This window comes from Ewingella americana ATCC 33852, from assembly GCF_000735345.1.
Lineage (GTDB): Bacteria > Pseudomonadota > Gammaproteobacteria > Enterobacterales > Enterobacteriaceae > Ewingella > Ewingella americana.
In genome coordinates, this window is record NZ_JMPJ01000065.1 from 73,159 (window position 1) to 87,078 (window position 13,920).

General features: G+C 55.9%; 9 protein-coding genes. 4 read left to right on the plus strand and 5 right to left on the minus strand.

All coding sequences use genetic code 11. From position 1 onward, the window contains the following. Positions 1-148 precede the first annotated feature (148 nt). Both ptsP and rppH read right to left on the minus strand, forming a co-directional pair. Positions 149-2,395, minus strand: coding sequence for a phosphoenolpyruvate--protein phosphotransferase (ptsP, locus tag GEAM_RS14750; RefSeq protein WP_034792869.1), 2,247 nt, complete (start codon positions 2,393-2,395; stop codon positions 149-151). An 11-nt stretch (positions 2,396-2,406) separates the two neighbouring features. Next, the gene (gene rppH, locus GEAM_RS14755) at positions 2,407-2,934 is read right to left on the minus strand and encodes an RNA pyrophosphohydrolase (RefSeq protein WP_034792872.1); all 528 of its coding nucleotides are present in this window, start codon (positions 2,932-2,934) and stop codon (positions 2,407-2,409) included. A 694-nt stretch (positions 2,935-3,628) separates the two neighbouring features. Here rppH and mutH point away from each other — a divergent pair. From mutH to GEAM_RS14770, 3 genes are all read left to right on the plus strand, one after another. Next, positions 3,629-4,315, plus strand: coding sequence for a DNA mismatch repair endonuclease MutH (gene mutH / locus GEAM_RS14760; RefSeq protein ID WP_034792875.1), 687 nt, complete (start codon positions 3,629-3,631; stop codon positions 4,313-4,315). A gap of 113 nt (positions 4,316-4,428) precedes the next feature. Further along, on the plus strand, positions 4,429-4,647 hold the full coding sequence (locus tag GEAM_RS14765) for a YgdI/YgdR family lipoprotein (protein ID WP_034792877.1): 219 nt from the start codon (positions 4,429-4,431) through the stop codon (positions 4,645-4,647). A gap of 191 nt (positions 4,648-4,838) precedes the next feature. Beyond that, a complete protein-coding gene (locus GEAM_RS14770) occupies positions 4,839-5,879 on the plus strand; it encodes an NADP(H)-dependent aldo-keto reductase (RefSeq protein WP_034792880.1) in 1,041 nt (346 codons plus the stop codon). A gap of 60 nt (positions 5,880-5,939) precedes the next feature. On the opposite strand, the gene lplT is transcribed toward GEAM_RS14770, so the two are convergent. The 3 genes from lplT to GEAM_RS14785 form a co-directional block, all read right to left on the minus strand. After that, on the minus strand, positions 5,940-7,148 hold the full coding sequence (gene lplT, locus GEAM_RS14775; RefSeq protein WP_034792882.1) for a lysophospholipid transporter LplT: 1,209 nt from the start codon (positions 7,146-7,148) through the stop codon (positions 5,940-5,942). Beyond that, on the minus strand, positions 7,145-9,310 hold the full coding sequence (gene aas / locus GEAM_RS14780; protein ID WP_034792884.1) for a bifunctional acyl-ACP--phospholipid O-acyltransferase/long-chain-fatty-acid--ACP ligase: 2,166 nt from the start codon (positions 9,308-9,310) through the stop codon (positions 7,145-7,147). Before aas ends, lplT begins: the two co-directional genes overlap by 4 nt. A 420-nt stretch (positions 9,311-9,730) precedes the next feature. Continuing rightward, positions 9,731-11,992: a molybdopterin guanine dinucleotide-containing S/N-oxide reductase gene (locus tag GEAM_RS14785; RefSeq protein WP_034792886.1), complete on the minus strand. Its 2,262-nt coding sequence runs from the start codon at positions 11,990-11,992 to the stop codon at positions 9,731-9,733. A gap of 922 nt (positions 11,993-12,914) precedes the next feature. On the opposite strand from GEAM_RS14785, the gene galR reads away from it, so the two are divergent. Further along, a complete protein-coding gene (gene galR / locus GEAM_RS14790; RefSeq protein WP_034792888.1) occupies positions 12,915-13,919 on the plus strand; it encodes an HTH-type transcriptional regulator GalR in 1,005 nt (334 codons plus the stop codon). Position 13,920: the final 1 nt, after the last annotated feature.

Genomic DNA, 13,920 nt, shown 5'->3' on the forward strand with positions numbered 1-13,920 from the left:
GGTTAGGGGTCAGCAGGTCGCGGATCATAGCACAGGCAATACGAGCCACGGACAAACAGGGCTGGAAAAGTTCTGTAAAAAAACGTCTCATTACCGCCAGCTTAATGCACACTGGCGGCTGGGAAAGCAGTGGTTTAGCGCCTTGGCGCTACTTGCCGCCGCGAATTAAACCGCCTAAACCTCGGCGCTCCATAAAGGCGGCGGTCATATGTCGCACGTCAGTGGTGAACTGGGCTTCCAGCACGCGGCGCGCCAATTCTTGGGCATCCGCCAGCTCAATGCTGCGCAGTAAATATTTAATTCTTGCCACGCTGCGGCCGTTCATACTGAGATTGCGATAGCCCATACCGGTCAACAGCAGCGCGCCCATCGGGTCGCCCGCCATCTCACCACAGAGGCTGATTTGTAAACCCGCCGCTTCGCCTTCGGTCACAATCTGCTTCAAGACACGCAGCATCGCCGGATGCAGGCTGTCATACAGGCCCGCAACCCGCGTGTTGTTGCGATCTACGGCTAACAGGTACTGAGTCAGGTCGTTGGTGCCGACCGAAATGAAGTCCACCCGCCCTGCCAGCGACGGCAGCATGAAAATCATGGAAGGCACTTCAATCATCACGCCAATACGGGTTTTCGGTAAATCGTAACCCAGCTGCTCCTGCACTTCGCGGCCGGCGCGGTCAATCAGGCGACGCGCTTCGTCAATCTCTTCCAGACTGGTGATCATCGGTAGCAAGATGCCAAGGTTGCCGGTGGCGGCATTGGCGCGCAGCATGGCACGCACCTGTATCAGGAAGATCTCAGGCTGGTCGAGGGTAATGCGGATACCGCGCCAGCCGAGGCAAGGGTTCTCCTCGCTGATTGGCATATAAGGCAGCTGTTTATCTGAACCAATGTCCAGCGTACGCAGCGTCACCGGCTTGCTCGGGAATAGCTGGAGCATGCCCTGATACTGCGCCACCTGCTCCTCTTCAGAGGGGAAGCCGCTCTGGAGCATAAACGGAATTTCAGTACGGTAGAGACCCACGCCATCGACGCGGCTACCGAATAGCTTCTCGTGGTCGGCGCTCAGGCCCGCATTCAGCATCACCTGAACGCGCTCGCCGGTTTTCATCGCCGCGGGCTGTTCTACGTCATATTCAGCGCGCTGGCTTAGCTCCATCTCTTCGCTAATCAGGCGCTTATACTCGTTGACCAGCACCGGCTCGGGGTCAATCAACAACTCGCCGCGATAGCCATCGACGATTAACTGGCGTTGGCTGAGCAGCGAAGGCTGAATATCCGCCCCCATGATGGTCGGCACGCCCATGGCGCGAACCAAGATCGCGGCGTGCGAGTTAGCCGCGCCGTCGCGCACCACCACGCCAGCCAGGCGATCTTGCGGCATCTCCGCCAACAGCGTGGCGGTCAGCTCGTCGGCCACCAGAATGAAACGCTCTGGCCACGTCGTATTGCCCTGAATGGTGTCATCAAGGTGGAACACCAGCCGCTGGCCGAGCGCGCGCAAATCGCTGCCGCGTTCGCGCATATAAGTATCTTGCAAGCTGGCGAACTGCGCGGCGAACTGCTCGACCACTTTCTTAACCGCCCACTCGGCCACCGCGCCCTTGTCGATCTCAGTGAATAAATCACGTTTGAGGCGCGCGTCGTTGAGCAGGTGCGAGTAGAGGTCGAAAATAGCCGCGCTCTCTTTTTGCGCACTGGCGGTGAAACGCTTACTGAAGCGGCGGAACTCGGCACCGGCTTCTTCCAGTGCGCGGGTCAGGCGTTCGCGTTCACGCACGGTGTCCAGCGTGGACGCCATGTAGACTTGGTCGAGCGAAGGCTGAGTGCTGTCCTGCCAGCCAATGCCGATAGCCACACCCGGCGAGGCGGCCAGCGCTTTGACGCGAGTCTGGCGAAAGCGGCCATAGAGAACGTTGAGCTGCGCCTGCGAAAGTATCCCCGCCAGCTGGTTAGCCAGCGTGACCATGAAGGACTCTTCACCTTCGTCGAACTGCCGATGCTCACGCTGCTGGATAACCAACACGCCAAGTAGCTGACGACGATGAATGATCGGCACACCGAGGAAGGATCTGAAGAGATCTTCTTTTACTTGAGGGATATATTTGAAACTAGGATGGCTCTGAGCGTCGGCGAGGTTGATGGGTTCGGCAAGCCGCCCTACCAACCCGACGATCCCTTCGTCAAAGGCTAGCGTGATAGTGCGCCCGCGAGGTTTTTTCAAACCTCGCGTCGCCATCAGGTAGTAACAACGGCGGTCATTATCAGCGAGATAAACGGAACAGACTTCTGTGTCCATCGCCAGGCAGGTTTCATTGACCAAAACGTCCAACGCATCATTCAGGCTGGACGCCATTGCTACCTTTTCAACAATTTCTCGCAAACGCGTGAGCATCTCTTTGCGACTTAGCCTCTTTTCCGACGGTAAGCGGGCGATGTCCGGGGCACGGGCGTTTCCTGTATTGGCATCACAGTCGTGGAAAACTCTTTCATTACGCGGCGGTAAACATCACGTTTGAAGGACACGACCTGACGCACCGGATACCAGAAGCTCACCCAGCGCCAGCCATCGAATTCTGGCGTACTGCTGCGCTGCATGTTGATGTCCGCATCATTGCACATCAATTGCAGCAAGAACCATTTTTGCTTTTGGCCGATACACACCGGCTTTGTATCCCAACGCACCAAACGTTTTGGCAATTTATAGCGCAACCAGTTGCGGGTCGAAGCCAGAATACGTACGTCTTTTCTGCTGAGACCTACCTCTTCAAACAGTTCACGGTACATGGCCTGTTCGGCTGTTTCGCCTGGGTTGATGCCCCCTTGCGGAAACTGCCAGGAGTGCTGGCCGTATCGTCTGGCCCATAAAACTTGGCCCTGCTTGTCGCAGATTACGATACCAACATTCGGGCGGTAGCCATCATCATCGATCACCGGACTACCTCAATAACTTCAAATCATAGATGTCTTGATTGTTTCATACTACCAACAGGCGGTAAACCACTGCTTACCCCCTATCTTCACGAATAAAAATGGGATAACTCACAGAGAATGGCAAAGTTATAAACAGAAGCTCAGGCTGCCATGCGATTTTATTCACTTTTTCTGTGGATAGATGTGTGAAGAACTTCATAGTAAGAGGGGTGAAACTATTTTTAGCTTTTTCTTACCCTCAGATGACAGTTAAATTAAAATGATTAAATTCAGCTAATTAAAAGTAATTCACAGCTTCTTCACTGGGTTTGCTTATGCCCTAATAAGTTATCGAGATCGTCATTGGCGAAAGATCCACCAACGCCGTTTTTATCCACAGAGAAAGTCACTAGTTTGTCTAATTATGGGACAAAAAGACAAAATACCCCCTCCGTCAAGCCTGTAAATCGAACCAGTGATCGGAATAAGCCGAGGTTATCCAGAAAATCTGTGGATAAGTAGGGGGAAGATCCTGTTCATTGTCACCCGCAACTGTGGATCAACTTTAAAATCGACGCTGGGTCATCGCGGGTATGCGGAAAAAAAAGCGCAATAAATCATGCTATTATTCGACCTATCCACGGGTATAACTTTTAAATCCCGATATGATTAAACACGCGTATGAAAATTAACCAACAAATCTGAGACTTGCTGTATGTCGATTCCATTTCCTATGACTGAACCTCCAAAAGATGAACAGAGCCTGCTGGCGCGCGCTCAGTCTTTGGCGGGTTACTCACTGGGTGAGCTGGCTGCTCGGGCTTCTTTGCCTATTCCTCCTAATCTCAAGCGTGAGAAGGGCTGGGTCGGCATGCTGCTTGAGGTCTATTTAGGCGCGATGGCGGGCAGTAAGCCGGAGCAGGACTTCGCGGAAATCGGCGTCGAGCTAAAAACCATCCCCATTGATGCCAATGGTAAGCCATTGGAGACGACCTTCGTCTGCGTGGCTCCTCTGACCGGCAACAGCGGCGTGACGTGGGAAAATAGCCATGTCAGGCATAAACTGGCACGAGTGCTGTGGATACCGGTCGAAGGTGAGCGGCAGATCCCGCTGGCAGAGCGCCGTATCGGTGCGCCTCTGATCTGGAGTCCTTCAGAAGAGGAGGAGCAGCAGCTGCGCGAAGACTGGGAAGAGCTGATGGATTTGATTGTTTTGGGCAAGGTCGAAACTATTACTGCGCGCAAAGGCGAATTTCTACAACTTCGCCCCAAAGGTGCCAACAGCAAAGCCCTGACCGAAGCGATTGGCGAGTTTGGGCAGCCGATCATGACGCTTCCTCGCGGCTTTTATTTGAAGAAAAGCTTCACCGGCCCCCTGCTGGCGCGACATTTCCTGCTGTAAATCTGCCTTATTGATCTATACGAAATAAAACGCGTTTTTTTCAACGGTTGTCTGGCCCTTTTGCTAGGCTGTTGACTATCTTTATTTACAGCCCATTACTGAGAGGAATAATCATGAAAAAAGGCTTAATGATAATCAGCGCAGCGCTGATGGTTGTCGGTCTGGCAGGGTGCGCCAGCGACTATGTAATTTCCACCAAAGACGGCAACATGATCCTGACCGATGGCAAACCGAAACTAGATAAATCCACCGGCCTGCTGAGCTACACCGATGAACAAGGCAATGAGCGTCAGATCAACAATGATGACGTTAGTCAGGTTATGAAACGCTAAGTAAAGCGCATTGCCAGCGGTCTTGTCCGCTGGCCTTTCAACCTCTCTTGCCATTTTCTGCCTATCTCCGCTGCCGCACTTCCCCCACCCGCACCGCTTGTATATAGTCAGTTATCGTCCGTTTTATGAAGATAAGTCAGTTGAGGCGCTTTTATCGGCCTGACATTCTCAGAAAGTAAGGAACACCGGCAATGCAATATCACCGTATACCCCATAGTTCTTTAGAAGTGAGTCTACTGGGACTCGGCACCATGACCTTTGGTGAACAAAACAGCGAAGCCGACGCCCACCAACAACTGGATTACGCCTTGGCGGCGGGAATTAACTTCATTGATACCGCCGAGATGTACCCCGTGCCACCGCGCCCTGAAACTCAGGGGCTGACCGAGTCTTATATTGGTAGCTGGCTGAAAGCGCGCGGCAACCGCGAGAAGATCATTCTCGCCAGCAAAGTCTCCGGGCCGTCACGTAATAACGATAACGCCATTCGCCCGGCCCAGATGCTGGATCGCAAAAACATCCGCGCCGCGGTGGATGCCAGCCTGCAACGTTTGAACACCGACTATATCGATCTGTATCAGGTTCACTGGCCGCAGCGCCCGGCGAACTTCTTCGGCAAATTGGGTTATCAGTACAATGACGACAGCACCCCGGTCACCATTCTGGAAACTCTTGAAGCCTTGAACGAGCAGGTTCGTGCCGGGAAAATTCGCTATATCGGCGTATCCAACGAAACCCCTTGGGGCGTGATGCGCTATCTGCAATTGGCTGAAAAGCATGATTTGCCGCGCATTGTGTCGATTCAAAACCCGTACAGCCTGCTGAACCGCAGCTTTGAGATTGGTCTGGCAGAAATCAGCCAGCACGAAGGCGTTGAGCTGCTGGCCTATTCAAGCTTGGCATTCGGCACCCTGAGCGGCAAATACCTCAACGGCGCTAAGCCTGCCAACGCGCGTAACACGCTGTTCAGCCGCTTTACTCGCTACTCTTCGCCGCAGTCTGAACTGGCGATTGCCGAATACGTTGCGCTGGCCAAGAAGCACAATCTCGACCCGTCACAGATGGCGCTGGCCTTTGTTCGCCAACAGCCGTTTGTTGCCAGCACCCTGATTGGTGCTACCACGCTGGAGCAGCTGAAGACTAACATCGACAGCCAGAACCTGACGCTGGACCAAGAAGTGCTTAGCGCGCTGGAAGAGATCCACAAACGTTTCACCATTCCTGCACCTTAAGCCTGAATCGCGGGCACAAAAAAGGGCGCCGAGGCGCCCTTTTCTTTTATCTGTGGCTCATTAAGCCGAGCGGCGCTTTTGCGCAATCTGCCACGCCCACAGAGCAATAATCGCCAGAGCAAACACCACGCCGAAGCCGACACCGATGGCGAGCACTGGCGCACCGGCCATCACCGCCAGCGAATACAGGCCGAGCATCAGCAGCATCGCGGTATTCTCGCCGAGGTTCTGCACCGCAATCGCGTTACCCGCGCCGACAGACTCTTTGCCGAGATGCTGCAATAAGGCATTCAGCGGCACCACGAAGAAGCCGCCCAAAATCCCCACCAGCACCAGCACGATGTAAGCATTAAGCATTTTGGTTTGCAGCGTGAACACCACCACCGCCACGCCAATGGCGATACCCGCAGGCAGGCAGCGTTTCACCGTTTTGAGCGTGATGAGCTTGGCCGCCGCACCGGCACCGAACACAATACCAATCGCCACCATGGCGTTCAGCAGGGTCGGCGTTTTGTTGTCCGTGATGCCCAGCGCCACTGGCACCCACAGCACCAGCAGGAAGCGCAGCGTCACGCCAGCGCCCCAGAACAGGCTGGTGCCGACTAACGAGAAGCGCGTTTCAGCATCTTTCCACAGGATACGGCAAGCGCGGAAGAAGGTGCCGGTCATCGCCGATAAGCGCCATGACTGACCCGGACGCGCCGCAGCCAGCTTTGGAATGAACCAGTTAGCCACCACGGCTAAGCCGTAAGTCAGCACACAAACGCCCAAGGCGGCCAGCACGTTCCAGTCGGCCAATGCCCCACCCGCCACGGAACCCAGCAAGATAGCGGCAATCGTCGAGCCTTCCATCAGGCCGTTAGCTTTCACCAGTTGCTCGCCTTCAGTGATTTCGCCCAAAATGCCGTATTTGGCTGGTGAGTAAGCCGCCGCGCCGATGCCCACCAAGGTGTAACCCAAGAAAGGATTTAGCCCGACGCAGATCACCGCCGCGCCCGCCAGTTTGAGGATATTAGCGAACATCATTACCCGGCCTTTAGCAAAACTGTCGGCGAACTGACCGACAAAAGGCGCGAGAATGATATAAGTGGCGACAAAAGCCATTTGCAGAATAGGCTGGCTCCAGTCGGGATAAAGCTGTTGTTTAATCAGCGCCAACGCGGCAAACAGCAGCGCGTTATCGCCAAAGGCTGACAAAAACTGAGCGACAATTACCGCGACCATACTGCGCGACATCAGCGGAGATTTGGCGGCTAAAGGCTGGTTCATTCTTGGGGCTCCGGTTTTTCTGCCATCTCTCGCAGAGTGACAAAATCAGGTTTTCCGCTGCCGAGCAGCGGCAAGGCTTTGACCACGCGGATATCGCGCGGCACGGTAAGTTCCGGCAGCCCAAGTTCACGGGCGGCTTTGGATAAGGCGTCACGACGTAATTCTGCATCCGTTGTGAACAGCACCAGCGCCTCGCCCTTACTGCTATCGTTGCGCGAGGTCGCCGCATGCTGCCCATCAGGTGACGCTTTCAGCGCCAACTGCTCCACACTTTCCAAAGAGACCATTTCACCGGCCAACTTGGCAAAACGCTTAACCCGGCCCTTGATGGTGCAGAAGCCCTGCTCATCCAAGGTGACAATGTCGCCGGTGTCATACCAGCCGGACTGAAGCTCGCCGTCGGCATTTTCAGCCTGTGGCTTCTCCAGCACGCCCGGATTTTCTACTCGCAGGTAGCCTTTCATGATATTTGGCCCGCGCAGCTGCAAGCGGCCGCCCTCTTCGATGCCCGGCACCTTAATCAGTCGCGATTCCATGCCCGGCAGAATACGGCCCACGGTCTTAATCTTGGTCGCCATCGGCACGTTGATCGACACCACCGGCGCGCACTCGGTCACGCCATAGCCTTCAAGAATGCGAATGCCGAACTTGTCCTGCCAGATTTGCTTGGTGCCTTCAGACAGCTTTTCAGCTCCCGCCACCACGTAGCGCAGGCGTGCAAAATCATAAGGATGAGCGAAGCGGGCATAGTTGCCGAGGAAGGTCGAGGTGCCGAACAGCACGGTGCAGTTCTGGTCATAAACCAGCTCCGGCACGATACGATAGTGCAGCGGGCTTGGGTAAAGGAAGACGCGCGCGCCGGTGATCAGCGGCGTTAACAGGCCGACGGTCAGGCCGAAGGCGTGGAACAGCGGCAGCGACGACATAAAACGGTCACGCGGCGTGAAGTCAGCAATGGTGCGGATCTGCTCGACGTTGGCCAGCAAGCTGGCATGGGAATGCACCACGCCTTTCGGGTTGCCCTCGGAGCCGGAAGTGAACAGCACCAGCGCGGCGTCGTCGGGTTTCTGCGGCAGCATTGCCCGGCTAGGGAAGATCAGGTGGAACAGGATCCACAGTTTGTCTTCTTTGGTGACAGTATCTTTTAAATCTTCAAGATAGACCCATTTAGCTTCCGGCACGTTCTCAGGCAGATGGGTCAGCTTGCCCTTCTCCAAGAACTGGCGCGAGGTAATGATAGTCTCGATATTCGCCGCCTTCATGGCGCACTTGATGCCTTTCGCGCCGGAGGTGTAGTTGAGCAACGCCGGAATTCGGTTGCGCATCGATGCCCCAAACAGCGCGGCGGCCATGATAGTGGCGTTAGGCAGCAGCATGCCGACGTGCTCGCCCTCGCGGGTGAAGCGCTGCAAGATTCGGCTCACGCCAAGGGATTTTTTCAGCAACCCTTGGTAGCTATCTTCTTTAAAGGCGATATCAGCGATGCAAGGCTTACGGCGGCCGTAGCGAGTTTGAGCTGAAAGCAGCGCCTGATAGAGCGTTTGCGGCTCGCGGGTGTTCATCCGCGCGTCCATCATGATGTCGTGCAGCCTCTGCCCGGCCAAAACACGGCGTTCACGAGCGCGCGGGGCCTCAGGCATTGGCACCTGCTGCGGCGGCAAAATGTTGATAGTGACTTTCGGGAACCAGCGGATTTTAAAGCTGCCGAACAGGCGGCCAAAGGGGGTGTACTCCGCGCCATCAATGCGCACCGGCAACACCGTGGCCTGCGACTTCGCCGCCACAAAGGCCGCGCCGTCATAAATTTTCATCAAGGAGCCGGTGACCGTAATGCGCCCCTCGGGGAACACTACCACCGGGCGGCCTTTCTCCACTTCGCGCACCAGCCGCTTAATCGCCATCGGCTTGGTCGGGTCGAGCGGCACGAAGTCCACGTAGCGCTTCAACCACTGCATATACCAGCTTTCAGTGATATTCGAATAGACCGCAAACACCGGCTTCACCGGCAGAAACAGCACCAGCAGCACGCCATCGATAAACGACACGTGGTTAGGGGTGATCAATAACTTGGGGTAGTTGAAATTGGGCTGAGCCGGGGTCACCGTCACGCGAAACGCCAGACGGAAAACGATGCGGAAAAGAGAAAAAAGAAATCGGTACATCAGTGCCACCTCCTTATGAGCCATCCCTGATTCTAAGAAAAAAAAGGTTATAGAAACAGCATACTATAGGAGACAGAGATTTGACGAAGGAAGGCAAGAAGTTTAAGACTTTGCGAGGTGCACCCATGTTATGTCCAAATTTTGGCAAAAAAAAACCTACGCATCCGCGTAGGTTGGTGCAAATTTAATCGGTATCAACATACAGTGTACGTTGATGATTCACCAATCAATACCTCTGGGACGTTCAATTTATCTGCTTTGGCGGATCAACAGCCAGCAGCCAATCGCAACATAATCACGCAAAGTGTAACCAGTGGTGAAAAACAGCCTGAGTTTTGCCATTCATGAAACATCAGGCAGTTACCTCAGTTTTTGAACATTTATCTCACCATTTCGGTGCACGAAGCCGACGTTTCGAACTCACTCAAATCGCGCCACTTCGACCAGACAACTCATGGCATTTGGCCCCTGAGTCAGCCGCGAAGTGCCAATATCTAAGGTCAGCACGTTGGGATTTCCCGCCTGCTCGGTTTCTTGCCACGGGCCGCCAAATCCCGGATCAAACCAAGCGCCGGTCGCCATCAGCACCACGCCGCGTGCAATCCCGTCATTTAGCTCCACGCCCGCCAGACAGCTGCCCCGTGCGTTAGAAATTTTGACCTGATTGCCGCTTTCCAACTGCCTTGCAGCAGCATCGGCGGGGTGCATCAGCAGCGTCTCTTTGCCAGCGGTTTTGTTGCTCTGGGCCAACGGAGAGTGATCCATCTGGCTGTGCAGACGATCCTTGGGTTGAATGGAGATCAGATGCAGCGGCCAAGTTTTTGCCGTCTCGGCCCCTAGCCACTCCACCGGCGGCTGCCACTCAGGATGCCCTGCGAAGTCGTCATAGCCATACCCGGCAATTTTCTCGGAGAAAAGCTCAATCTTGCCACTTTGCGTCGCCAGCGGGTTGGCGCGCGGGCTTTTGCGAAACTCTTCGAAAAACACATAATCCTGCTCTGGCATAGGCAGCTCGACCGAGCCGCGCTGCCAGAAGGTGTCGAAATCAGGCCATTCCGCCCCCGTCCCCTGCTGCGCCACGCCGCACTGCTGGTAAATCTGCCTCAGCCAAGCATTCTCATCGCGCCCCAATGTAAATTGCTCGCGATAGCCCAAACGTTCAGCCAAATCGGCAAAAATGTCGATGTCATTGCGCGCCTGATGCTGCGGCGCAATCGCCTGATGCATCGCCAACACATAGCGATCACGCGAGGATCCGCCAATGTCATTGCGCTCAAGGGAAGTGGTGGCCGGAAGGACGATATCGGCCATGCGCGCCGCCGCGGTCCAGACGTTGTCCTGCACGATGATGGTGTCCGGCCGCTGCCAGCCTTCCACCAGCCGGTTGAGCTGTTGATGATGGTGAAAAGGATTGCCGCCCGCCCAATGCACCAGATGGATATCCGGATAGTGAGAGGTTTTGCCTTGAAATTCATAAGGCTGGCCGGGATTGAGCAACATGTCGCTGATGCGCGCCACGGGAATGGATAAGCCCGAAGGGTTCGGGCCAGTGCTAACGGCGGGCCCCGGCGTGTCAAAACGCGGGTTGCCGACGCCGTTCATCGAGCCGTGACCGAAGGAGAAACCGCCGCCCGGCAGCCCCACCTGCCCGAGCATCGCCGACAGGGCAATCATCATCCAGTAAGGCTGCTCGCCGCGATGGGCGCGCTGCACCGAGTAAGCACAGGTAATAAAGCTGCGCACGCCAATCAGCTGTTGCGCCAGCCGGGCGATGCGCGCAGCCGGGATGCCGGTGATCTGGCTGGCCCACTCCGGCGTCTTCTCCACGCCGTCGGTTTTGCCCTGTAGGTAAGCCGCCAACTGGGGATAACCCACGCAGTGAGAAGCAAGGAAGGCGTCATCCTGTGCGCCAACTCTTTGAATTTCAAAAGCCAGCGCCATCATCAGCGCGGCGTCAGTGTTGGGCCGAATAGGGATCCACTCGGCATTCGCAAACTCCGGGCAGTCGTCGCGCATTGGGCTGATATTAACGATCGGCGTGCCTTTCTTCGCCAGCTGTTCCAGCGCCGGTTTGAGGGTATGGGCCACCGCCCCGCCCGACGCCACTTGGGCATTTTTCAGCGCTAAGCCGCCAAATGCCAGCAGGATCTCGGCATTATCCACCACGCTCGGCCAAGTCGTCACCCGACCAGTCAGCGGCGTGAAGGTGCCGATAATGTACGGCAGGAAGAATTGCGCCGTCCCCCAGCTGTAGTTCCCCTCCTGATCCACCCCGCCGCCGCCGGTAAAGTAGAAGCGCCGCACCAGCGAGCGAGCGTGGTGCAAACGCCCCGCCGACGACCAGCCGTAGGAGCCAGTAAAAATCCCCGCCGCGCCATATTTGTCGCGCACCCGGCGATTCTCTTCCGCCACCAGATCCAGCGCCACGTCCCAATCAACCTCGACAAAATCCTCCTTGCCCCGCAGCGCCCGGTTGCTGTGCTCACGCTTTTGTAGCCAAGAGCGCCGCACCGCCGGTTTGCGAATGCGTTTGTCGGAATAGACCAGAGGGATGATGGAGTCCAGCATCGGCGAAGGATCGCTGTCCGCCGCATGAGGCTCGCAGCGGATCAGGCGTCCATCTTCAACAACGGCGGTGTAAGCCCCCCAGTGGGCCAGCTGTGGGAATCGACGAATAGTCATTAAGGGTATCTGTCTCGGGAGTAGGAGTTTCAGGGGAAACATGCACTAGTTTGGCGTTCAGTTCAACGCTGGGAACTTTTTTGGGCGGCTGCCCAAGCCTGCTAACTTCAAATTCAAGGTCGTGGGCTCGCCGCCCACACTGGCCCAAAGGGTTTTAAACGAAACCCTTTGGAATCCTGCGTTTTTTTGCTGCTGGAGGATCGAGGCTGCGCAGGGTCGGGATGGACATGTTTCAGCAGCCCCGCTGTTCGCCGCGAAGTGCCGCCGCTTAGGCGGTTCCCTCGCGGCGGGATTCCAACCCGCGAAAAAAGACTCGCGGTTTTCCACCTCTTGCTCGGCGTCACTTCTGAACGCGGCTTACTGACATTTCAATCGTGCCGTTTCAATATTTTTACTTCTTCTCCTCTCAGAGGAGAAGGCAGGGATGAGGAGTGGTTTGAATTGTGTTGAATGTGGCAAACCTCACCCCTGCCCTCTCCTTAAAAAGGAGAGGGAGCAAACCAAAACCACCTGAAACGGCACGGCGTAAAAGCCAGTAGGCCGCGTTCAGAAATGACGCCGAGGGAGTGGTTCGAGACCTATGGCTCGAAGCCCGAACTGAGGAAACCGCCTAAGCGGCGGCATTTCGCGGCTGTCACCAAGGTGCCTGAAACACGTCCATCCCAACCCTGCGCAGCCTCGATCTTCCAGCAATAAAAAACGCAGGGTTCCAAGGGAGGCGCGTTTACGCCTCCCTTGGTCGGTGTGGGCCGACGCCCACGGTCTTGACCTTGAAGTTGAATTTAAAAGCGGGCTAAGGGCTGCCGCCCCCAAACATTTGACCCAGATCACATGCTCACCATCCCACCTCCTTGCGACCCGAGCCATTTTCCGTAAAACTGGTAGTGTAAGCGTTTACCCTCACACAAAATTTGGACGTGTAATGGCTACCATCAAAGATGTTGCAAGACTGGCGGGTGTTTCCGTCGCCACGGTTTCTCGCGTGATAAACCATTCGCCGAAGGCGAGTGACAGCTCGCGGGAAGCGGTGCTGAGCGCCATGCAGCATCTGCAATATCATCCGAACGCCAATGCACGCGCGCTTGCGCAGCAGTCTACTGAAACGCTTGGCCTGATCGTGGCCGATGTTTCTGACCCCTTCTTTGGCGCGATGGTGAAAGCCGTCGAGCAGGTGGCTTATGCCACGGGCAACTTTTTGCTGATTGGTAACGGTTACCATAATGTCGACAAAGAGCGTCAGGCGATTGAGCAACTGATTCGCCATCGCTGCGCGGCATTGGTGGTTCACGCCAAGATGCTGCCGGACGACGAACTGCAAAGCTTGATGAAACAGATCCCCGGCATGGTGCTGATTAACCGGACTCTGGCTGGTTTCGAGCAGCGCTGCGTGGCGTTGGACGACCGCTACGGGGCGTGGCTGGCGACTCGTCATCTGATTCAAAGCGGCCATCAACGCATTGCCATTCTCTGCTCAAATCACGGGATTTCGGACGCCAGCGATCGTCTACAGGGCTATCTGGACGCGCTGCAAGAGCACAACATTCCGGTGGATGACAAACTGATTGCCTACGCCGAGCCGGACGAAATTGGCGGCGAGCAGGCGATGGCGGACTTGCTGGGGTTGGGCCGCAGCTTCACGGCGGTGACTTGCTACAATGACTCGATGGCGGCAGGCGCGCTGTCGGTGCTGAGTGACAACAGCATTGATGTGCCGACCGATATTTCACTGGTCGGCTTCGACGACGTGCTGATTTCCCGTTACCTGCGCCCGCGCTTAACCACGGTGAGATATCCGGTGGTGGCGATGGCCAATCAGGCGGCACAGCTGGCATTAGCCTTAGCTAACAACCAGCCGCTGCCGGAAACTACCCATATGTTTAGCCCGACGCTGGTGCGTCGCCATTCCGTGACAGGTCCGGCGGGCTAAG

Bases quoted from the DNA above. Each gene is read 5' to 3' on its own strand.
- aas (WP_034792884.1), bottom strand. From the start codon at position 9,310: ATGTACCGATTTCTTTTTTCTCTTTTCCGCATCGTTTTCCGTCTGGCG.
- lplT (WP_034792882.1), bottom strand. From the start codon at position 7,148: ATGAACCAGCCTTTAGCCGCCAAATCTCCGCTGATGTCGCGCAGTATG.
- GEAM_RS14785 (WP_034792886.1), bottom strand. From the start codon at position 11,992: ATGACTATTCGTCGATTCCCACAGCTGGCCCACTGGGGGGCTTACACC.
- GEAM_RS14765 (WP_034792877.1), top strand. From the start codon at position 4,429: ATGAAAAAAGGCTTAATGATAATCAGCGCAGCGCTGATGGTTGTCGGT.
- mutH (WP_034792875.1), top strand. From the start codon at position 3,629: ATGTCGATTCCATTTCCTATGACTGAACCTCCAAAAGATGAACAGAGC.
- galR (WP_034792888.1), top strand. From the start codon at position 12,915: ATGGCTACCATCAAAGATGTTGCAAGACTGGCGGGTGTTTCCGTCGCC.
- GEAM_RS14770 (WP_034792880.1), top strand. From the start codon at position 4,839: ATGCAATATCACCGTATACCCCATAGTTCTTTAGAAGTGAGTCTACTG.
- ptsP (WP_034792869.1), bottom strand. From the start codon at position 2,395: ATGCTCACGCGTTTGCGAGAAATTGTTGAAAAGGTAGCAATGGCGTCC.